Raw genomic sequence first — 20,824 nt, forward strand, 5'->3', positions numbered from 1 at the left:
ATCAGGGCGAACAGTCGGGTCACAGCGGCAGCCTCACGTCGCTGATGAACGCGTCGCGAACCCAGGAGATGAACTCATTCCAGGCGCCCGTGACCAGGGCCAGCCCGACCAGGATCAGCAGCACGCCGCCGATGATCTGGATGGTCCTGGTGTTGCGACGCAGCCAGCCCAGCGCCCCGACGGCCCACGACGACCCGAAGGCCAGCACCACGAACGGGATGCCCAGGCCCAGGCAGTAGGCGATCACCAGCGCGACGCCGCGCGCGACACTGGCGCCGTCGGTCGCAGACGCCACGGTGATCACCCCGGTCAGGGTGGGACCCAGGCACGGCGTCCAGCCCAGGCCGAACACCGCACCCAGCAGCGGCGCTCCGGCGACGGTCGACAGCGTGCGCGGCGTGAACCGCACCTGACGCTGCATGGCGGGGATGAGACCGATGAACGCGAGCCCCATGATGATGGTCAGCACACCGCCGACCCGTTGCAGCACAACCTGATTGGTGATCAGGGTGGTGGTCGCACCCAGCACGGCGACCGTGCCGAGGAGGAACACCACGGTGAATCCCGCAACGAACAGCAGCGCCGATCCCGCCACGCGCAGGCGGGTGGCGGTGCTGACCTTGACCGTCCCGGCCTCCGAGTCGTCGACACCGACGACCGCGGCCAGATACGACAGGTAGCCCGGCACCAGCGGCACGACACACGGGGACGCGAAGGACACCAGCCCCGCCAGCACGCACACGCCCAGCGCCAGCAGCAGCGGCCCGTTGGCCGCGAGATCGGCCGCTCCGGTCACTTGGTCTGTCCCTCCGCCGGTTCCCCCGCGGGTTCGGTGGCCAGACGCTGTACCACGGGCAGCAGATCCTCGGCCAGCAGCTCACGCAGGAACACCGCCGCCACCCGGTGCTCGCGGTCCAGCACGATGGTCGACGGGATCGCCGACGTCGGGTACTTACCGCCGAACGCGATCATGGTCCGCATCGGCGGGTCGTAGATCGACGGGAACGTGACATTGCGGTCGCGGATGAAGTCCTCGGCGGCCTGCCTGTCGTTGTCGCGGACGTCGATGCCCAGGAACGCGACGCCCTGCTCCCGAGTGTCGTCATACACCTGCTGCAACTCGCTGATCTCGGAGCGGCACGGGCCGCACCACTGACCCCAGACGTTGATGACCACGACCTTGCCCGCGAAGTCGTCGAGCGAGAGCTGCCGATCGGGGTCCATCAGGTCGGGGCCGCTGATCGGCCCGGGCCGGCCTCGGTCAGCCGGCGGGTCGTAGAGGATGTCGGTCTTCCCACCCGGTGCGACGAACTCGAAACTGCCCCCCTGGGCCACGGCGTCGTCGCCGGTGGCGCAGCCGGCGACCACAAGGCAGGCGGTCAGCGCCGCCAGCATCGCGATCACTCGACTGCGCATGGTCACAGACCCGCCGCCGGTTCCCGATAGGAGACGTCGATGAGGCGGTCGTCCTCGAAGGTCAGCGTGGTCAGCGACGCCAGGTTGCACTGCCGCCGGCGTGGATCGTGCGGCAGCCGCCTGCCCTGCATGGACCTGCGCAGGGTCTCGACGGGAAGCTGGTGGCTCACGCACACCACCTCATGCCCCTCGCCCTTGAGACGCGCGCGCTCGACCGCCGCGGTCATCCGGGCCGCGATCTGGGTGTAGGGCTCGCCCCATGACGGTGTGAACGGGTTACGCACCTGCCACCACACCTTCGGGTGGCGCCAGACGCCGTCACCGGGCGACATGCGTTTGCCCTCGAAATAGTTGGCCGACTCGATCAGGTCGTCGTCGGTGTCGATCGAGAGCCCGTGCACGGCCGCGATCGGGGTCGCGGTCTCCTGCGCGCGCTGCAGCGGCGAGGCGAACACCGCGACGATGTCGTTGTTGGCCAACGCATCCGCGACGGCCTTGGCCTGGGCCCGGCCGCGTTCGGAGAGGTGGTAGCCGGGCAGCCGGCCGTACAGGATGCCCTCCGGGTTGTGCACCTCACCGTGCCGCATGACGTGCACTCTCGTGGTCGCGCTCACTCAGGCCTCCGGATCGGTCGCCGCGGCGGCGGCTCGGGCCGCGGCGGGCAGGGCCGCCTCGATGCGGGTGAACGCGTCGTCGTCGAGCGCCGCCGAGACGAACCAGGCCTCGTAGGCGCTGCACGGCGGGTAGACCCCGGCGTCGAGAAGCGCGTGGAAGAAGGGTGGAAACCGCCACGTCTGGCTGGCCCGCGCGGACGCGAAGTCGGTGACCTCGTCCTCGGTGAAGAACACCGACAGCATGTTCCCGGCGCGCTGAACCCGGTGCACCACACCGGCTTCGGTGAGCGCCCCGGCGAGCAGGCCGGCCAGCCGGTCGGCGTTGGCGTCCAGCGCGGCGTAGACGGACGCGTCGGCCGCGCGCAGCGTGGCCAGTCCCGCGGCCATCGCGACGGGGTTTCCCGACAGCGTCCCGGCCTGGTAGACGGGCCCGAGTGGCGCGAGCTTCTCCATGACCTCACGGCGGCCGCCGAAGGCCGCGGCGGGCAGGCCGCCGCTCATGACCTTCCCGAAGGTGAACAGGTCGGCGTCCACCGGGTCCAGGCCGTACCACCCGCTGCGGCTGACCCGGAAGCCCGTCATCACCTCGTCGATGATGAGCAGCGCGCCGTGCTCGGCGGTGATGCGCCGCAGGGCGGCGTTGAAGCCGGGCTTGGGCGGCACGCAGCCCATATTTCCTGGGCTGGCCTCGGTGATGACGACGGCGATCTGGTCACCGTGCGCGGCGAAGGCCGCCTCGACGGCCTCGACGTCGTTGTAGGGCAGCACGATGGTGTCGGCCGCGGTGGCTCCGGTGACGCCGGGTGACGACGGCAGGCCCAGCGTCGCCACGCCCGATCCCGCGTCGGCCAGCAGAGCGTCGACGTGGCCGTGATAGCAGCCCGAGAACTTGATGACCTTGGGGCGGCCGGTGAAGCCGCGGGCCAACCGCACCGCACTCATGGTCGCCTCGGTCCCCGAGTTCACCAGGCGCACCCGGTCCACCGGGGCCACGCGGTCGATGATCTCGGCGGCCAACTCCGACTCGGTCGGGGTGGGCGCGCCGAAGGACAGGCCGTGCGCCGCGGCCCTGGTCACGGCCTCGACGACGGCGGGGTGCGCGTGACCGAGGATCATCGGACCCCAGGAGCACACCAGGTCGACGTAACGGTTGCCGTCGGCGTCGGTCAGTTCCCAGCCCCGTCCCGAGGTGATGAAGCGCGGCGTCCCGCCCACGGCGCTGAACGCCCGCACCGGCGAGTTGACCCCGCCCGGGATCACCGCCGAGGCGTCGGTGAACAGCTTGGCGGAGCGATCGGTACAGCTCATGGCCACCAGTGTCCCAGTTGCGGCGACCAGCTTCTGCTACAGGGTGTAGTTGACCTGCCCGCACCGCCGTTTGCCGTCCCCGACGACCGGCAACCCCACGTCCACGGACGACGAGAGGGAGGTCCGACATGCGCGCCGACGAGGGTGAGGAATCCATCGAGGAACTCGCGAAAGACGCTGGAAAGGCGGAGCAGACGGTCGCGGACGCGGTCGACGAGTTGCCCGGGTGCGGGCACGTCGGGCCCCCGCATCGAGGCTCCTGAGCGCGGCCCTGAGAGATCGGTCACACGACCCCTGAATGGGGGTGGTCAGGGACCATGATCGCGGCCCGGACCGCTTCGATGCGGGCCGGGACGCCGTTGAGCACCGCCATGCCGGCCAGCCTCTCGAGTTGGTCGCTGGACGTTGACACCAGTTCGTTGACGTTGGCGCCGGCCGACTGGTTGGCCCGCTGCCACCCCCCGGCGTGCCCCCAACCGTGAGGCACCGCGATGGTGCCCGGCAGAAGGTCGTCGGTGATCTCGGCCTGGGTCTCGATGGACCCGTGCGGCGAGGTGATCCGCACGCGGTCGCCCGTGGCCAGGCCCGCGTCCGCGGCGTCGGCGGGACTGATCCGGGCCCGGTGCCTGCGGTCGCCCTTCATGAGCGTCGCGCTGTTGTGCATCCAGGAGTTCTGCGAACGCATCTCCCTCATTCCGATCACCATCAACGGGAACGCCGGATCGTTCGGATGGCGGTCGCCCAGCCTGGCCGCCTCGACAAGGATCTCCTCCGGCTCGAGCACGACCCGGCCGTGGTCATGGTGGATCACCTCGGCGAGGATGCCCGCGGGCGCCTGCTCCGCGAGCACCACACCGTGCGGATTCTCGCGGAGCCGCCGGGGGTTGAGCCCGCCGCGCCGGAGTCCGAACCGGTCACCGTAGGGCCCGGTCCGCAGCAGCAGTTCCATCAGGCGCCGGGGCGTCATCCGGCCGACGCCGCGGCGGTCGAGCCAGGCCAGCACGCCGTTGAAGCGCTGCAGCGGACCGGTGGCGAACATCGCCAGGCCCATCCGCCGGGCCAGATCGTCGAACACCTCCCATTCGTTGCGGGCCTCGCCGTACGGTTCGAGCACCGGTTCAGCCGACTGCAGGAACACCGTCGACGACGACCAGGCGAACCCGAACGGCAGATCGTGGCGTTCCAGAAAGGTCGTGCTGGGCAGTATGTAGTCGGCGTGCTTGTTGGTCTCGGTGATGTAGAAGTCCAGCGACACCATCAGGTCCAGCTGCTCCAGCGCCGACTCCAGCTTCGGCCCGTCGGGCACCGACAGCACGGGGTTTCCCGCGGTGACGAACAGCGCGCGCATCTGGCCCGGACCGGGAGTCTGGATCTCGTCGGCCATCAGCGCGGCCGGGAACGTGCCGATGACGTCGGGCAGCCCACCGATGCGTGAGGTGGCCTTGTTGTAGGTCAGCCGTCCGGTGCGCTCCCCCATCTCCTCCAGGGGGATCACGGCGCGCGGCATGAGCAGCCCGCCCGCGCGGTCCAGGTTGCCGGTGACGATGGTCAGCGCATCGAGCAGGTGGGACACCAACGTGCCGTGCCGGCCCAGGCAGGCGCCCACCCGGCCGTAGGCGGCGGCGGACGGCGCTGTCGCGAAATCGCGGGCCAGCCCGCGCAGCGTCTGGGCGGACACACCGGTGCGCTCGGCGGTGTCCTCCGGGGAGAACTGCGCGGCGAGATCCCGCAACCGCGACGCCCCCGTGGTCTGCTCGGCGATGGCCGTCTCGTCGGCGAGGCCTTCGGCGAAGATCACGTGCAGCATCGACAGCAGCAGCCACGCGTCGGAGTCTGGACGCACCGGCAGGTGCTCGTAGGCGCGGGCGGTTTCGGTCCTGCGGGGGTCGACCACCACCACGCGGCCGCCCCGGCGCACGATGTCGGCGAGGTCGTCCTTGATCCGCGGAGTGCGCACCGCGCTGCCGTGCGACACCAGCGGGTTGGCGCCGAGCATGAACAGGAAGTCGGTGCGCGGCAGATCGGGGAACGGGATCTGGAAGGCCGCGCCGTACAGCAGCTTGCTGGCGACGAATCGGGAGTTGATGTCCTGGGAGCCCGACGAGTACTGGTGATGAGCGCCGAGGCGCGCCATGAACAACCCCGACCACAGCCCCGTGGCGTAGCCGAAGGCGGTGGGATTGCCGAAGTACTGGCCCACCGCGCCTCCGCCGTGGGTGGCCACGATCTCGGACAGGCGGCGTGCGATGTCGTCGAGCGCTTCGTCCCACCCGACCCGCTCGAAGGTGCCGTCCGCCGTGCGGCGCAACGGGTGCAGGACGCGGTCCGGATCGTTCTGGACGTCGGTGAAGGCGATGCCCTTGGGACATGCGCGGCCCCGCGACAACGGATGGTCGGGATCCGGGCGCAGCGACTGCAGGCGGCCGTCCTCGACGGTGGCGATCAATCCGCACAGCGGTTCGCAGATCCGGCAGTAGGTGACGTGCTGATCCACGGTCATGGTCGGGCCCCTTCCAGCGGACGCAGGTCGGTGCTCACCGGGCCATTATGCGCACAGCCCGCCGACGGACGTGACAATTTCAGCCGAATATGTCAACCCCCGCGGGGTCTCGACGGACCCTGGGTCCGCGGGGTTGAATGGGGGCATGCAGCTGCCGCAGTGGCTGGCCCGGTTCAACCGACGCGTGACCAATCCGATCCAGCGGATCTGGGCGGGATACGCGCCCACGATGGGGATCCTCGCGCATGTCGGCCGCACGTCCGGCCGGTCCTATCGCACGCCCCTGACCGTCTTCTCGACCGACGACGGGGTCGCGATCCTGCTGACCTACGGCCCGGACCGGGACTGGTTGAAGAACATCACCGCGGCCGGCGGCGGCACCCTCAAGCGGTACGGCCGCAGCTTCGCGGTGACCGACCCTCAGGTGGTGACCAAGGCCGAGGCCGCCGAGCATGTCACCGGATTCGGCCGGGTGCTGTTTCGCCGCCTGCCGTTCGACAACGGCGCCGTTCTGCTGCGCCGGGGGTGATCCAGCGCGGTTTCGGCAGCAGAATCTGAGGATGGTCCGCTTCTCGCAACGACGCGCCGAATTCAATCGCAGAGTCACCAACCGCCTGGTCCGGCCACTGTCGGGGTACGTCCCGATGTGGTCGATCGTCGAGCACACCGGCCGCCGCAGCGGTACGACGTATCGCACGCCGGTGTCGATGTTCTCCACCCCCGACGGCGTGGCGGTGCTGCTCCCCTATGGGCCGCAACGGGATTGGATCAGGAATCTACAGAACACCGGTGGCGGCCGGGTGAAGTTCGCCGGCCGAACCTTCGCGGTGGATCAGCCCCGCGTGGTGCCCACGGCGGCGGTGCTGCCCGAACTGAAGCCACCGTGGCGACAGCTGATGGCCCGCGCCGGCGTGGAGCACACACTGCTGCTCAGGCGCGCCAGCTGAGGACTTCGCCGACGCCCTGCGTCATCACGGTGCCGGGCATGACGCGCAGTCGATACGGCGCCAGTCGCCAGATCGCGAAACCCGCCGCGGTCGGCCCCTGGCTCCACTGCGGAATGATCGCGGGGTCATACCCCACCGGTGCGGGCGCCGTCTTGAACTTCTCCCAGACGGCCCGGCGGCCGTCGTCGTCGAGCACCCAGGTCACGGCGCACTCGGCGGTGCAGGTCGACTGCGTCGGCGACCAGTAGTTCAGCGACACATACGGATGCGCCGCGATGTCGGCCTCCTTGATCGGCGTGCGCCACACCGCAATCCAGCCCGTCAGCGTCGTCCCGTCCCACTCCCACAGGGGGTGCAGCACCCGGCTTCGGGGCCTGCCGTCGGTGTCGACCGTCGCGGCCGAGGCCCAGACGATCGAGTGCGCCATCGCGACGAAGCGTTCGGCGGTGTCCGCCAGCGTTGCCATGACCTCTTTATACGGACAGCGCACGCAGTGCCGCGGGAAGACTGGGCAGAAAGTGCGTGGTGGCGAAGGCCCGAATGTCCTCGGCGCTGTCCAGGGGCTGCAGGCTAGGCAGCAGCAGCGCCATGAGTGAGTACCGCAGGATGGCGTCGGCCAGCGCGGACACGGTCACCGCGCCGACTCGGTCGGCGAACCCGGCCGGGAAGATGACGTGCAGGGCGGCGACGATCCTGGCCACCGCCGCGGCGTAGTGCTGATGGGCCAACTCCACCGCCAACGCCGGGTCGTCGGTGATCATCCGGTTGAGCACGCGGTGGTCGCGGAACTTGACGATCGCTGCCGTGAAGGCCTCGACGTAGATGTTGGCCTTCGGGCCCGCACCCTTGATGTGCTCGGCGATCTCGAGGAACAGGCCCTCGTTCTCGCGGTCGATGACGGCGGCCACCAGTTCGTCTCGTCCGGCGAAGCGCCGGTAGATCGTGGTGCGACTGACCTTCGCCCGCCGGGCGACGTCGTCGAGTGCGACGCGGCGGAACCCGTGCCGCTCGAACTCCGCCAGGGCCGCGTCGAGGATCGCGGTGGTGGCGGGGTCGGTTCCGCCGGCTATGGCCTGACCCCTTCGCGCGCGTAGGCCGCCTGGGCGTACCTGCTGTAGCGCAGCGACATCGGCAGCCGATCCCAGATCGCGTTGACGGGCCGGGAGCGCCAGAAGGCGGCGAAGCGCTGGTAACGCCGCTCCTGCTTCTGCGTCCAGGGCAGGCCGAGCATCTCGCGCGCCTTGGGCGGCAGGCCACCGGTGGTCAGGAACGCCGCGATCGGATTGAACACCGGCGCAACGACTTTCCACACCAGCGGCGAGACGGCCTTGGGCTTGGGGAAGCCCTTGGTCACGTAGCCCACGCCGTAGAGGGCGGTCTTGTGCGGCACGACCACGGTCTCCATCATGCGATCCCAGTACTGCACGAACTCGGCGTAGTCGGCGGGCAGGATCCGGTCACTGACGCCGTAGCGGCGGTACCACGTCTTGGACTCGGCGTAGATCTGCTCGCGCTCGGCATCGGTCAGGCGCTTGACGAATGTGTCGGCGAAGTACAGCACCTGTTCGACGAACGTGGCGTGTGCCCAGAAGTAGGTCTCCGGACTGAGCGCGTGGTACCGCGAACCGTCGGGCATCTCACCCTTGATGTCGGTGTGGAAGTCCCGCACCCGGGTGCCCGCGTTGTCCTGCTCGGAACCGTAGACGGTGTTGAAGATCGGCGGGATGGTGCGCCGCAGCCGCTCGGCGGTGTCGGAGAAGAACACCGAATGGTCGAGCACGCCCTGCCCGAGTTCGGCGAGCATGTTCTGCAGCACCGCAGGCCGCGGACCGATCAGGAACATCCGATTGTCGCCGAACCACCGCCAGATCAGCGAGTGGGCGTCCAGGGGCGCGGCGTCCGACTTCGGTTCGGCATCGACCAGTTCCGTCATGGGTACAGTGTTACAGAAACCGAACTTTGTACCAACCTCCGGCCGTGGGTGTGACCGATCACATGATCACCGGGAGAACGCGCGGTCACGGGCGAGCCGACTGGGTCATCCTCTTCTGCCCGTAGAGATTCTCATCGGCCGCGGCCAGCGCGGCCTTCAGCGCCCCGGCCGCCTGTGGCCCCGGGCCCCGCACCCGCGCCGCACCGACGCTGACCGCCAGACCCGTGGCACCGCGGACCGCGGCGCGGATCACCTGCGCCACGTCCTCGACGGGCACCGTCGTCTCCGATGGCATGGCCGCTGCGAACTCGTCGCCGCCGAGACGGGCGACGACCGCGTCGGAGCCCAGCACCACCTCGAACGCCCGGGCAACACTCACCAGCGCCGCATCTCCCCCGCCGTGCCCCACGGTGTCGTTGATGACTTTGAAGTCGTCGACGTCGAGCAGCACCACGACGACCTCCACACCGGACTCGAGGAGCCGCAGCGCACGCTGTTCGAAGGCACGCCGGTTGCCCACCCCGGTCAGGGGGTCGGTGGTCGCCGAGGCGAAACTGCGCGCGATGCTGTGCCGGACCTCGGTCGTGTACAGGCTGTGCAGGGCCACGGTGCCGTTGACCGCCAGCAGCGCGATCGCGACGCGAGCAATCGTGCCTGCGACGTCGTGTTCACCGGATCGAATCATCACCACGCCGATCGTGACGATCACCGCGCTGGTGAACACCACATGGACCATCCCGACGACGGGCCGCACGAAATGAGAGGCATAGGCGCCGACGACGGCGAACAGCAGCGCACCGAACAGCGCGAACTCCGCATCCGAGTACATCATCACCGAGGCCGTGACGCCGACGTCGGCGTAGACGACGAACAGGGTGGGCCCGTGCCGCCACCTGCTCCTGTTCGACCACCACACCGCACCCAGATGCACGCGGCTCATGGCCACCGACACCGGGACGACGCTCGCACACACCAGGATCGCGACCGCTGTCGCAGCGGAGGTGCTCGGACCTCCGGTGGCCTGCACCGCGACGAGGCCCACGACGCCGAACACCAGAACGAACGCCGAGATGGCATACCGGAACACACGCTCGCGAATCAGGAGTTCGGCGAGCACCTCCCGCTGCTCGCTGCGTGTGCGAGAGTCGTCGCGCACGGTCAGGAGCTTAGCGTCGAACTCCCGTTCAGCGTCACCGGAAGGAGCGCAGCCGCAGGCTGTTGACCACGACCAACACCGAGGATGCCGCCATCGCGGCCCCGGCGATCATCGGGTTGAGGAGTCCGGTTGCGGCCAGCGGGATCGCCGCGACGTTGTAGAAGAAGGCCCAGAACAGGTTCACCCGGATGGTCCGCAGTGTCCGGGCGGACAGCCGCAGGGCCGTCGGCACGGTGCGAAGATCGCCGCGCACCAGCGTGATGTCGCCGGCCTCGATCGCCGCGTCGGTGCCGGTGCCCATCGCCATGCCGATGTCCGCGGCGGCCAGTGCCACCGAGTCGTTGACTCCGTCACCGACCATCGCGACGCGGCGCCCCTGGGCCTGCAGGTCCCGGACGACGTCGGCCTTCTCGGTCGGCAGCACGCCGGCGATGACGTCGTCCCCGGCGATGCCGACCTGATGGGCGACCCGCCTGGCCACCGCCGCGGAGTCACCCGACAGCAGCACCGGACGCACGCCCATGGCCTTGAGCGCGGCGATCGCCTCGACGCTGGTGCGCTTGACGACATCGGCGATCCGGATGGTGCCGCGCACCGCGCCGTCCCAGGCCACGTCGACCCTGGTTTCGGCGGCGTCGTCCCCGTCGGGTCCGGCGACCACGGCGGCGCGGCTCACCCGCACCCGAACCCCGGCGACGTCCGCACTGACGCCGACGCCGGGTTCGTTGGCGAAATCGGTGATGTCCGGCACGGCGAGGCCGCGTTCCCGGGCGGCCGCGACGATCGCGGCGGCCAGGGGGTGCTCGGATGCGGCCTCGACCGCGGCCGCGCGGGCCAGCAGGTCCTGCGCGTCCTGCCCCGCACGGGGGTCGACTCCGACGACGCTCATCTGGCCCGTGGTGACGGTGCCGGTCTTGTCCAGCAGCACGGTGTCGATCCCGCCGACGGCCTCGAGCACGTGGGGATTCTTGATCAGCACGCCGAGTTGGGCGCCGCGCCCGGTGCCGACCAGGATCGCGGTCGGGGTGGCCAGTCCCAGTGCGCACGGGCAGGCGATGATGAGCACCGCGACCGCGGCCGTGAACGCGGCGACCGCCGTCCCGCCGGCGGCCAGCCAACCGAGCAGGGTCAGGGCGGCGATGACCAGGACGACGGGGACGAACACCGCCGAGATCCGGTCGGCCAACCGCTGGATGGCGGCCTTGCCGTTCTGCGCCTCGGTCACCAGCTGACCCATCCGGGCCAACTGCGTGTCGGCGCCCACCCTGCTGGCCCGCACCCGGATCCGGCCGTAGGTGTTGACCGCGCCGCCCAGCACGGTGTCGCCGGGCCCGACATCGGTGGGCACCGACTCCCCGGTCATCGCCGAGGTGTCCAACGCGGTGGCTCCATCGGCCACCACGCCGTCGGTCGCGACCCGTTCCCCGGGCCGCACCACGAAGACGTCACCCACCTCGAGGTCGGCGACCGGAATCCGCACCTCGGCACCGTCCCGTTCGACGACGGCATCCTTGGCGCCCAACGACAGCAGGGAACGCAGGGCCGCCCCGGCCGAGCGCTTCGCCCTGGCCTCAGCGGTGCGGCCCGCAAGCAGGAACACCGTGACGGCAGCGGCGACTTCGAAGTAGAGGTGACCATGTCCGTGTCCGCCGACGGCGATCACGGTGTAGACCGACCACAGATACGCCGCCAGGGTGCCGATCGAGACCAGGGTGTCCATGGTCGACGCCCGGTGCCGCGCGGCCTGCAGCGCGGCGCGGTGGAACGGGTAGCCGCCCCAGAAGACGATGGGCGTGGTGAGTGCCAGCACGAGCCACTGCCAACCGACGAACTGCCAGGCCGGAATCATCGACACCGCGACGACGGGCAGGGCGAGGGCGGCCGAGACCGCCAGCCGCGGCAGCAGGGAGCCCTCGTCCGTCTCGTCCGGTGCGGGCGCCGCGGCGGATTCGATCACGCTCGCGCGGTACCCGGCCGATTCCACGGCTCGGATCAGGTCCTGCTCATCGACGTCACCGCCGTGCTCGACGTGCGCCCGTTCGACCGCGAAGTTCACCGAGGCCGACACCCCGTCGAGTGCATTGAGGCCCCGCTCGATCCGGGCGGCGCACGACGCGCACGACATCCCGGCCAGCCGCAGATCAGTCACCGTCACGCTCATGACGGCCAATATACCCCTATGGGGTATGCGAGTGGCGTGCCCCCGCGTCCGCCCGGGCTCGGCGCAGCCGCGCCGTCCCCAGCACCGCCAGGATGCCCGCGACCGTGGCGGCCACCAGGGCCAGCAGCAGCAGCGGCCCATAGAACGCCACCGACGTGGTGCTCGGCTCACCCTCCAGAACGGGTGCGACCTGCACCGTCGACCGCGCGGCAAACCAGCTGAGCACACAGCCCACAGCTGCGACCGCGGCCGCCAGCAGTTCGAGCCGCCCGCGACGCCGCGGGGTCACGGCGCACCGCCGGGCTCGGCGCGCTCGTGGACCAACGGCGTCAGCGCCGCGCGCAACCCCTTGTGATCACGGGCCCAGGCCTGGGCCGTGCGCCCACCGGTCAGCCGCAGACCGATACCGGTCCGGCCGCGCGGGACACCGGTCAGTTCGCCGAGTGCCCGAGAGGACTGCCACTTCTCGATCGTCGCCTGGTCGGTGTCGGGTTCGGAGACCGGTTCGGGTTCGGGTTCGGCCGTCTCGGCCAGTTCGGCGGGATCGATTCCGGCCTGCCGCAGCGCGCGGTTGGTCAGCGCATTGTTCTTCGCGACGATCCTGCCGTCGTAATGCCGGCGCCCAGCGGACTTGGGCGGCGCCGGGTAGACCTTGACGATCTCGTCGACGCCGATGGTCTGCGTGCCCTGCCGCAGATGGGTGCGGGTCAACTCGACCGAGGTGTGGATCCGGGCGGCCTTGACCTGCAGCGCCACGAACCCCGACACCAGCACCAGGAAGGCGATCGGGACCACCCACTGCACGCCGTTGCCACTGGACATCTGCACCAACATCATCGCCACCGCGGAAGCCGGGCCGGCCAGCACCCAGTACCAGCTGGCACCGTTCTCGGAGAACAGTGGTCGCTCATCCATCAACGTGCTCCCTCATCGCGCGCACTCAGCCCGAACCACTCCGCCGCCGCGGGCCGGGTCAACAACACCGCCGAGCCCATCACCAGGATCAGCGCCAGCAACGCCACCCCATGCACGCCGGCAAACACCGCCAGGAGTCCGACCAGCACGACGGCCGCGATGCTCAACGCAATCGCCGCACGCCGGAACCGGGCGTCGCCCGAGCGCGTTCGGCCCGCCACATACGCCAGGCTCAGGCCCACCACGACACAGAACACCCCGGCGCCGCGGTGCAGGGTCAGATAGTCGCGCACCGTGTCGTCGGACACCGAGTCGGGGACGACGGCACGGACCGCATCGAAGTTCGTGGCCAGTGCGATCATGCCGCCGAACATCAACAGGACGGCGCCGAGCACCAGGAGCCAGAAGGCGATGTCGACGATGCGGGGCCGAGCGGGCGGTGAAACTGGATCAGTCATCGACGAGCCAGCCTAGCCGTCACCGGGTGAAGTACGCGTGCGCCTCCGGGCGGTGCAGCAGGTAGATGCCGCCGGCCACCAGGACCGCACCGAAGATGCCGGTCACCGCATAGATCACCGCGCCGGCCTCCGACCGCTCGCCGGCGAAGAGGGTGAAACCGACATTGACGATCGAGGCGAGCCCGCCGGCGGTGAGCACCGTCCTGGCCCACCGGTACCCCGCGCGCATCAGCATCAGGAACGTCACCACCACCGCGATCAGGATCACCGCGACGAAGACCGAGAAGGCGACCACGACCGGCACGCTCGCCCTGCTGGTCACCGCGTCGGTGAGGTATCCGGTGATCAGCAGCGGCAGGGCCACGGCCCACAACCAGAATCCCGTGACGACGTCGTCGGGTCGACTCGGCGGGGCCGACCCGGACGGCACCGGCAGCGTCACGCCAGCCAGGCGGCCGCGTCCGCCGCCCAGTAGGTGAGGACGATGTCGGCGCCCGCGCGGCGGATGCTGACCAGCGACTCGAGCGCGGCGGCGCGACCGTCCACCCAACCGTTGGCCGCCGCGGCCGAGATCATCGAGTACTCACCCGAGACCTGATAGGCCGCGACCGGCACCGGCGAGATGTCGGCGGCGGCGCGCACCACGTCCAGATACGACATCGCGGGCTTGACCATCACCATGTCAGCGCCCTCGGCGATGTCCAGCTCAATCTCGCGCACGGCCTCGCGGGCGTTGCCGGAGTCCTGCTGATAGGTGCGCCGATCGCCGGACAGGCTCGAGGCGACGGCCTCCCGGAACGGGCCGTAGAACGCGGACGCGAACTTCGCCGCGTAGGCCAGGATCGCCACGTCCGAATGACCGGCGTCGTCCAGACCTTCGCGGATGGCAGCAACCTGCCCGTCCATCATGCCGCTCGGCCCCACCACGTGAGCACCTGAATCAGCCTGCGCCACAGCCAGTTTCACGTACTGCGCATTGGTCGCGTCGTTGTCGACCCGGCCCTGGCCGTCCAGCACGCCACAGTGCCCGTGATCGGTGAACTCGTCGAGGCAGGTGTCGGCCATCAGGACGGTGGCGTCGCCGAGGTCCTTGGCCAGATCCCGCAGGGCGACGTTGAGGATGCCGTCCGGATCGAGTCCGGCTGAACCTGAGGGGTCCTTGTCGGTGTCACGCGGAACGCCGAACAGCATCAGTCCCCCGACGCCGGCGGCGACCGCGTCGGCGGCCGCGGCGCGCAGCGAATCCCGGGTGTGCTGGAGCACCCCCGGCATCGAGGCGATCGGCCGCGGTTCGTCGATGCCGTCGGCGACGAACATCGGCAGCACCAGATGCCTGGGCTCCAGCGACGTCTCGGCCACCAGGCGCCGCATGGCCGGCGTGGAGCGCAGTCGACGCGGACGCGCGTTCGGGTAGCTCATGGGTTCTCGCGTGTCCAATCGCGCGACTCCTCGCCCCTCGTCCCTCGGCGCTTCGTCATCGCGTCAGCGCCGGCGGCTCTTCTTACGCGGCGGGGGCAGCGCGCCCTCGGCACGCAGCCGGGCCGCGTGCTCGGCCAGCGCCTCGACCAGCGGCCCGACGGCAGCGGTCTCGGGCTGGACATCGACGCGCAGCCCGAACTCGGCGGCGGTCTCTGCGGTCTTGGGCCCGATGCACGCGACGATGGTCCGGGCGTGGGGCTTACCCGCGATGCCGACCAGGTTGCGCACGGTCGAACTCGACGTGAAGCACACGGCGTCGAACCCACCGGTCTTGATCATTTCGCGGGTGTGCGCCGGCGGCGGTGCGGCGCGCACCGTGCGGTACGCGGTGACGTCCTCGATCTCCCAGCCGCGGTCGCGCAGGCCCTCCGCCAGCGTCTCGGTGGCGATGTCGGCCCGCGGCAGCAGCACGCGGTTGACCGGATCGAAGATCTCGTCGTACGGCGGGAACTCGTCGAGCAGGCCCAGCGAGGACTGCTCACCGGCGGGGACCAGTTCGGGGCTGATGCCGAACGCACGGACCCGATCCGCGGTGGCCTCGCCGACGCAGGCGATCTTCACACCCGAGAAGGCGCGGGCGTCCAGGCCGAACTCGCCGAACTTCTCCCACACCGCACGGACCGCGTTGGTCGAGGTGAACACGACCCACTGGTAGCGGCCGTCCACCAGGCCCTTGACCGCACGCTCCATCTGGGCGGGGCTGCGCGGGGGCTCGACGGCGATCGTGGGCACCTCGATCGGCAGGGCACCGTGGGTGACCAGCCTGTCGCTCATCTCACCGGCCTGGTCCTTGGTGCGCGGCACGAGCACGGTCCAGCCGTACAGCGCGCGGCTCTCCCACCAGTTCAGCTTGGCGCGGTGCGTCACGGTGCGGCCGATGGTGACGACCAGCGGACCGGTCAGCGGCCCTGCGGGGTCGGTGGCGCCGATCGCGGCGCGGTCGGTCAGCTCGGCCAGCGTGGCCTCGACACTGCGCTGCGCACACGTCGTGCCCTGCGCGGTCACCACACACTGCGTGCTCTCCACGAGCCCGTGCTCGATGAGCGTCCGCGCCGAGTCGGCGAGGTGCTGCGGCGTGGCGTGCAGAATCAGCGGGCCGGGCGCGGCCGCCAGGGCGGCCCAGTCCACGTCCCCACGGACGTCGGCCACGGTGTGCGACGAGCCGAGCGGCAGGCCGGCGTAGGTCGGCACGGCCGTCGATGCCGGCAGGCCCGGCACGATCTCGAAAACCATCCCGGCCTTGGCGACGGCCTGCACCTCGGCGAGCACGGAGTCCACCGACAGCGGGTCACCGGCCACCAGGCGCACCACATCGGCACCGAGCTTGGCCTCATGGGTCAGGGTCTTGGCCACCTCGGCCGGATCGCCGAGCGCGGGCCGGACGTCGGGGCCCTGCGCCACGGTCACGACCGCCGGTTCAGCCGGGGCCGCGTCACCGTCGGCCGCGGCCTTGGGCGCGGGTGCCGGTCCCGACGTCGGCGGCAGCTCCGATCCCGCCAGGGCCAACACGGGCTCCGGAACGTCGGGGTCGGTGAAGACCAGCGCAGCGTTGGCCAACACCGCCCGAGCGCGCGTCGTCAGCAGACCCGGATCGCCCGGTCCCGAACCGACGAACATGATGCGCCCCGGCTTCGGCTTACGCCCTCGAGTCATCCTCAACTCCTGCCTTCGCAAAGCCTGTACTAGCCTGTCGTTCTGTCGGAACCCAACAGCTCGCGCGCGCCCAGTTCGAACAACTCCGCGGCCACCGAGAGCCCGAGCTCTCGTGCCCGCTCGGGAGTCCCGATACCGGACGCGCGGATCACGTCGGATCCGTCCAGCGCCGCCACGCATCCGCGCAGCGACAGTTCGTCGAAGACATTGCCGTCCTCATCGATGGACTCGACCACTTCCGCGATCGCTCCCACCGGTGCCGAACAGCCCGCCTCCAACTCGGCGAGCAGGGTTCGCTCCGCGGTGACCGCGGCCCGGGTGTCGGCGTGGTCCAACTCCGCCAGCACCTCGATCAGGCCCGTGTCACCGGCACGGCACTCGACCGCCAGGGCCCCTTGAGCCGGCGCCGGCAACATCTGTACCGGTTCCAACGTCTCGGTGACCACATCCGTGCGTCCGATGCGGGACAGACCCGCTCGGGCCACCACGACGGCGTCGAGTTCGCCGCTGCTTACCCTGTTCAACCTGGTATCTAGGTTGCCTCGTAGGGGGCGGATTTCCAAACCGAGACCCAGTGCTCTAAGCTGTGCCGCCCTGCGCACGGATGATGTGCCGATGACGGAACCCGTCGGCAACTCGCCCAGCACCAGCCCGTCGCGGGCCACCAGGGCGTCCCTGGAGTCCTCACGCGGCGGGATCGCGGCAATCGTGAACCGCGGGTCCTGCGCCGTCGGCAAATCTTTGTAGGAGTGCACCGCAACGTCGACTCGACCGTCCGCGATGGCCTCGCGCAACTCGGCCGTGAAGACGGCCACACCGAGCTCGGCGATCGGGGCCGACGAGCGGTCCCCCGCCGTGGAGATGATGACGAGTTCCGCGGCGTGGCCGCGTGCGATCAGTGCGTCTCTGACGGTCCCCGCCTGTGTGGTGGCCAGCAGGCTTCCCCGGGTGCCGATTCGGATCAAGTGTTCACTCAGACTGTTCGGTAAGAGCGTCGAAATCCGTTGTCACCAAGGGCAGTTCGCCCGCGGTGGCGACGGCGTCGACAGCGGTGGGATCGAGTTCGAACAGTTCGCGCAGCGCCTCGGCGTAGCTGTCGCCGCCGGGGGCGCTGGCCAACTGCTTGACCCGAACGGTGGGTGCGTGCAGGAGTTTGTCGACCACGCGGCGCACGGTCCTGGCGACCTCGTCGCGGTGCGCGCCGTCCAGGCCCGGCAGACGGTTGTCCAACCGCAGCAGTTCGGCCTCGACGACGTCCGCGGCGCGCTGGCGCAGCGCCGTCACGGTCGGCGTGACCTCTGCCATGCGCTGACCGGCCAGGTAGGTGGCCACCTCGGTGGCCACGATGGAGCGCGCGGCGTCCGCGTCGGAGGACGCGGCCTTGGCGGCGGGCTCACGCTGGATGCGGTCCATGTCGATGACCCAGACGCCGGGCAGGCCCGACACCGCGGCATCCACGTCCCGTGGCATGCCGAGGTCACAGATCACCAGCGGACGCCCGTCCGGGCGGCCCGCGTTGCGGCGGGCCAGCGCGACGTGCGCGTCGGCGAGCGACAGCACCGGGGAGACGGCGCCGGTGCTGCTGATCACCACGTCGGCTTCCGCCAGCGCGATCGGCAGGTCTTCCAGACCGTGTGCGGTGGCCGCGACCCCCTGCTCACGCAGGTTCGCGGCAAGTCGCAGCGCCCGGTCGGTGGAGCGGTTGACCACCCGCACGACGGAGACTCCGGCCCGGATCAGGTGCGCACCGCTGAGGGCGCCCATCGAACCGGCGCCGACCACCACGGCGGTGCGGCCCCGAAGCCCGGACAGCCGCTGTTCGGCCATCCCCAACGCCACCGACACCACGGACGCGCCCGCGGCGTCGATCGAGGTCTCGGTGTGGACCCGCTTGCCGACGGCAAGAGCGCGTTGTGACAGTTCATGGAGCGTGCGGCCCACGGTGTGGTTGGCCTCGGCCGACGAATAGGCGCGGCGGACCTGGCCGAGCACCTGCTGCTCACCGATCACCGCGGAGTCCAGACCGGAGGCCACCGAGAACAGATGCTCGACGGCCGCCTCGGCATAGCGGACGTAGGCGTACTTCGTCAGGTCCGACATCGCCATTCCGGAATGCTCGGAGAGCACCTGGCCGATCGCGGTCAGGCCGCCGTGGAAGGCCTCCACGACCGCGTACACCTCGACGCGGTTGCAGGTGGACAACACCATGGCCTCGGTGACCAGCGGGGACTGAAGAATGCGGTCAATGATCTTGGTCTGCTCGGCCTCATCGGTCGACAGCTGCTCGAGGACGGAGACGGGCGCACTGCGGTGCGAGACACCAAAAAGAAGGACACTCACAGCGCCATCCCAGCGACCACTCGAGCAATCACCCAGCACGCTCCCTTGCCGCTTATCAGGTGAAGAGACTTACGCTCAATCTGAGCACAACGGTAGCCGCTCACCTGCGCCGTCACCAAATTCCCCCATGATGTCATGTGCCACAGCCGCGGGCGGCGAGGTCTCGGCGGAGGCGGGGTTCATCGACCTCCCAGTAACTGTGTTCCGCGCCGTCGAGCAGCACCACGGGCAGCCGGTCGCCGAACTCGGCGCGCAGTGACGCATCGCCCGCGGCCGCGGCCGCATCGACGTCGACATCGCTCAACTCGAAGCCGAGTTCGTCGGCCAGCGCCGCCAGCTGGGCGTGGACTCGGTCACAGATCTGGCATCCGGCTCTGGTCAGCAGGCAGACCTGCGCGGGGATCATCTGCCGAATTGTGGCATTTGGATAGGGTGACGAGGCAAGTGCTGGAGCGCGGGTGCGCGGACGGTCATCCGAAAGGGGTGCGCGTGGCAGATCAGCCGTCGGACGGTCAGTCGCCCGCCGGGGACGACACGGCCTGGCAGGCGGGTGCGCCCAGCGCGGAGGCCGCCCTCGAGCATCTGGCCGATGAGCCCCAGCCGCCGGTCCCGGCCGACCTGACGGCCGCGGCGTTCTTCGACGTGGACAACACGATGGTGCACGGCTCCTCGCTCGTGCACTTCGCCCGCGGGCTCGCCGCCCGCAAGTACTTCACCTACCGCGACGTGCTGGGGTTCGTCTACGCCCAGGCCAAGTTCCAGCTGACGGGCCGCGAGAACAGCGATGACGTCGCCGAGGGCAAGCGCAAGGCGCTGTCGTTCATCGAGGGCCGCCCCACCACCGAACTGGTCGAACTCGGCGAGGAGATCTACGACGAGATCATCGCCGACAAGATCTGGCCCGGCACCCGGGATCTGGCCCAGATGCACCTCGATGCGGGCCAGCAGGTGTGGCTGGTCACGGCGACGCCGTTCGAGTTGGCCGACACCATCGCCCGCCGCCTGGGCCTGACCGGAGCATTGGGCACCGTCGCGGAGTCGGTCGACGGTGTCTTCACGGGCCGTCTGGTCGGTGAGATCCTGCACGGTGCGGGCAAGGCGCACGCGGTGCGCGCCCTGGCGATTCGCGAGGGGCTCAACCTGCGCCGCTGCACCGCGTACTCCGACAGCTACAACGATGTGCCGATGCTGACGCTGGTCGGCACCGCGGTGGCGATCAACCCCGACGCCGACCTGCGGGACCTGGCACGCAAGCGGGGGTGGGAGATCCGGGACTTCCGGACCGCCCGCAAGGCCGCCCGAATCGGGGTTCCGTCGGCGTTGGCGCTGGGCGCCGCGGGTGGCGCGCTGGCCGCCATCGCGTCGCGGCGAAACGAACGCTGAGCCCGCGGTGTTATACCGTCGCTACGCACGTCGTCATTGAGCCGAAGGACACACCGCCAGTCATGGTTGCTGAAGAGATCATCGGAACGCACTACCGCTACCCCGACAAGTTCGTGGTCGGCAGGGAGAAGGTGCGGGAGTACTCCACGGCTGTGCTCGACGATCACGGCGCGCATCACGACGAGGCGGCCGCCGCCGAACTCGGCTATCCGAGCCTGGTCGCGCCACTGACGTTCATCGCGGTCGCGGGCCGCCGGGTCCAGATGGAGATGTTCAAGCGGTTCGACGTGGGCATCAACATCGCCCGGGTGATCCATCGCGACCAGAAGTTCAAGTACCACCGCCCGCTGGTGGTCGGTGACGAGATCTACTTCGACTCCTACCTCGATTCGGTGATCGAATCCCACGGCACCGTGATCGCCGAACTGCGCGCCGAGGTGACCGACGCCAACGGCGAGCCCGTGATCACCAGCGTCGTGACGATGATCGGTGAGGCCGCGCACGACTCCGAGACCGACGAGCAGGTCGCCGCGATCGCGGCTCGCCTGGGGATGTGACGCC

At 70.0% G+C, this 20,824-nt stretch carries 24 protein-coding genes; 5 read left to right on the top strand and 19 right to left on the bottom strand.

What is annotated here, in order from left to right:
• Positions 1–19: 19 nt before the first annotated feature.
• The 4 genes from A5727_RS02815 to hemL are packed head-to-tail and all read right to left on the bottom strand — an operon-like array spanning position 20 to position 3,338.
• Complete coding sequence (locus tag A5727_RS02815; RefSeq protein WP_068244124.1) at positions 20–796, bottom strand: cytochrome c biogenesis CcdA family protein; 777 nt, start codon at positions 794–796, stop codon at positions 20–22.
• Positions 793–1,416, bottom strand: coding sequence for a TlpA disulfide reductase family protein (locus A5727_RS02820; protein WP_068244127.1), 624 nt, complete (start codon positions 1,414–1,416; stop codon positions 793–795). The genes A5727_RS02815 and A5727_RS02820 overlap by 4 nt, the downstream gene beginning before the upstream one ends.
• 2 nt (positions 1,417–1,418) lie before the next feature.
• Positions 1,419–2,030 carry a histidine phosphatase family protein gene (locus A5727_RS02825; RefSeq protein WP_068244130.1) on the bottom strand — a complete coding sequence of 204 codons (612 nt, stop codon included), beginning with the start codon at positions 2,028–2,030 and terminating at the stop codon, positions 1,419–1,421.
• Positions 2,031–3,338 carry a glutamate-1-semialdehyde 2,1-aminomutase gene (gene hemL, locus A5727_RS02830; RefSeq protein WP_068244134.1) on the bottom strand — a complete coding sequence of 436 codons (1,308 nt, stop codon included), beginning with the start codon at positions 3,336–3,338 and terminating at the stop codon, positions 2,031–2,033. It lies immediately after the preceding gene.
• Positions 3,339–3,466: 128 nt separating this feature from the next.
• Between hemL and A5727_RS28325 the strand changes: the two genes are divergently transcribed.
• Positions 3,467–3,601 (top strand): hypothetical protein, encoded by a 135-nt coding sequence (locus A5727_RS28325; RefSeq protein WP_286150004.1) that lies wholly within the window; start codon positions 3,467–3,469, stop codon positions 3,599–3,601.
• A 20-nt stretch (positions 3,602–3,621) separates the two neighbouring features.
• Here the strand turns inward: A5727_RS28325 and A5727_RS02835 are convergent, their stop codons facing one another.
• Positions 3,622–5,838, bottom strand: coding sequence for a molybdopterin-containing oxidoreductase family protein (locus A5727_RS02835; protein WP_068244138.1), 2,217 nt, complete (start codon positions 5,836–5,838; stop codon positions 3,622–3,624).
• A 145-nt stretch (positions 5,839–5,983) separates the two neighbouring features.
• On the opposite strand from A5727_RS02835, the gene A5727_RS02840 reads away from it, so the two are divergent.
• Both A5727_RS02840 and A5727_RS02845 read left to right on the top strand, forming a co-directional pair.
• Positions 5,984–6,367: a nitroreductase family deazaflavin-dependent oxidoreductase gene (locus tag A5727_RS02840; RefSeq protein ID WP_068244141.1), complete on the top strand. Its 384-nt coding sequence runs from the start codon at positions 5,984–5,986 to the stop codon at positions 6,365–6,367.
• Between the two features lie 31 nt (positions 6,368–6,398).
• Positions 6,399–6,785, top strand: a complete 387-nt coding sequence (locus tag A5727_RS02845; protein WP_068244144.1) for a nitroreductase family deazaflavin-dependent oxidoreductase — start codon at positions 6,399–6,401, stop codon at positions 6,783–6,785.
• Here the strand turns inward: A5727_RS02845 and A5727_RS02850 are convergent.
• From A5727_RS02850 to A5727_RS02920, 14 genes are all read right to left on the bottom strand, one after another.
• The gene (locus A5727_RS02850; protein ID WP_068244147.1) at positions 6,769–7,251 is read right to left on the bottom strand and encodes a pyridoxamine 5'-phosphate oxidase family protein; all 483 of its coding nucleotides are present in this window, start codon (positions 7,249–7,251) and stop codon (positions 6,769–6,771) included. The genes A5727_RS02845 and A5727_RS02850 overlap by 17 nt on opposite strands.
• Before the next feature lie 7 nt (positions 7,252–7,258).
• A complete protein-coding gene (locus A5727_RS02855) occupies positions 7,259–7,855 on the bottom strand; it encodes a TetR/AcrR family transcriptional regulator (RefSeq protein WP_068244371.1) in 597 nt (198 codons plus the stop codon).
• Positions 7,852–8,718 carry an oxygenase MpaB family protein gene (locus A5727_RS02860; RefSeq protein WP_068244150.1) on the bottom strand — a complete coding sequence of 289 codons (867 nt, stop codon included), beginning with the start codon at positions 8,716–8,718 and terminating at the stop codon, positions 7,852–7,854. The genes A5727_RS02855 and A5727_RS02860 overlap by 4 nt, the downstream gene beginning before the upstream one ends.
• Positions 8,719–8,803: 85 nt before the next feature.
• Positions 8,804–9,874 carry a GGDEF domain-containing protein gene (locus A5727_RS02865; protein ID WP_068244153.1) on the bottom strand — a complete coding sequence of 357 codons (1,071 nt, stop codon included), beginning with the start codon at positions 9,872–9,874 and terminating at the stop codon, positions 8,804–8,806.
• A gap of 34 nt (positions 9,875–9,908) precedes the next feature.
• Positions 9,909–12,035, bottom strand: a complete 2,127-nt coding sequence (locus A5727_RS02870) for a heavy metal translocating P-type ATPase (RefSeq protein WP_068244156.1) — start codon at positions 12,033–12,035, stop codon at positions 9,909–9,911.
• A gap of 16 nt (positions 12,036–12,051) precedes the next feature.
• Positions 12,052–12,324, bottom strand: a complete 273-nt coding sequence (locus A5727_RS02875; RefSeq protein WP_068244160.1) for a hypothetical protein — start codon at positions 12,322–12,324, stop codon at positions 12,052–12,054.
• On the bottom strand, positions 12,321–12,950 hold the full coding sequence (mce1N, locus tag A5727_RS28040) for a transport-regulating membrane protein Mce1N (RefSeq protein ID WP_231991932.1): 630 nt from the start codon (positions 12,948–12,950) through the stop codon (positions 12,321–12,323). Before mce1N ends, A5727_RS02875 begins: the two co-directional genes overlap by 4 nt.
• A complete protein-coding gene (locus tag A5727_RS02890) occupies positions 12,950–13,408 on the bottom strand; it encodes a hypothetical protein (protein WP_068244162.1) in 459 nt (152 codons plus the stop codon). Before A5727_RS02890 ends, mce1N begins: the two co-directional genes overlap by 1 nt.
• A 19-nt stretch (positions 13,409–13,427) precedes the next feature.
• Positions 13,428–13,850: a hypothetical protein gene (locus tag A5727_RS02895; protein ID WP_082949564.1), complete on the bottom strand. Its 423-nt coding sequence runs from the start codon at positions 13,848–13,850 to the stop codon at positions 13,428–13,430.
• On the bottom strand, positions 13,847–14,827 hold the full coding sequence (gene hemB, locus A5727_RS02900; RefSeq protein WP_068244165.1) for a porphobilinogen synthase: 981 nt from the start codon (positions 14,825–14,827) through the stop codon (positions 13,847–13,849). Before hemB ends, A5727_RS02895 begins: the two co-directional genes overlap by 4 nt.
• Positions 14,828–14,890: 63 nt before the next feature.
• Positions 14,891–16,540 (bottom strand): bifunctional uroporphyrinogen-III C-methyltransferase/uroporphyrinogen-III synthase, encoded by a 1,650-nt coding sequence (locus tag A5727_RS02905; RefSeq protein WP_068244168.1) that lies wholly within the window; start codon positions 16,538–16,540, stop codon positions 14,891–14,893.
• 29 nt (positions 16,541–16,569) lie between these two features.
• Positions 16,570–17,505 (bottom strand): hydroxymethylbilane synthase, encoded by a 936-nt coding sequence (gene hemC / locus A5727_RS02910; protein ID WP_068244171.1) that lies wholly within the window; start codon positions 17,503–17,505, stop codon positions 16,570–16,572.
• A 4-nt stretch (positions 17,506–17,509) separates the two neighbouring features.
• On the bottom strand, positions 17,510–18,880 hold the full coding sequence (locus A5727_RS02915) for a glutamyl-tRNA reductase (protein ID WP_068244174.1): 1,371 nt from the start codon (positions 18,878–18,880) through the stop codon (positions 17,510–17,512).
• A gap of 133 nt (positions 18,881–19,013) precedes the next feature.
• The gene (locus tag A5727_RS02920; protein ID WP_068244177.1) at positions 19,014–19,286 is read right to left on the bottom strand and encodes a glutaredoxin family protein; all 273 of its coding nucleotides are present in this window, start codon (positions 19,284–19,286) and stop codon (positions 19,014–19,016) included.
• A gap of 176 nt (positions 19,287–19,462) precedes the next feature.
• On the opposite strand from A5727_RS02920, the gene A5727_RS02925 reads away from it, so the two are divergent.
• Both A5727_RS02925 and A5727_RS02930 read left to right on the top strand, forming a co-directional pair.
• On the top strand, positions 19,463–20,263 hold the full coding sequence (locus A5727_RS02925) for an HAD family hydrolase (RefSeq protein ID WP_231991938.1): 801 nt from the start codon (positions 19,463–19,465) through the stop codon (positions 20,261–20,263).
• Between the two features lie 62 nt (positions 20,264–20,325).
• A complete protein-coding gene (locus A5727_RS02930; protein ID WP_068244180.1) occupies positions 20,326–20,820 on the top strand; it encodes an FAS1-like dehydratase domain-containing protein in 495 nt (164 codons plus the stop codon).
• The last annotated feature ends 4 nt before the right edge of the window (positions 20,821–20,824 follow it).

The sequence above is a fragment of the Mycobacterium sp. ACS4331 genome, assembly GCF_001667265.1.
Lineage (GTDB): Bacteria > Actinomycetota > Actinomycetes > Mycobacteriales > Mycobacteriaceae > Mycobacterium.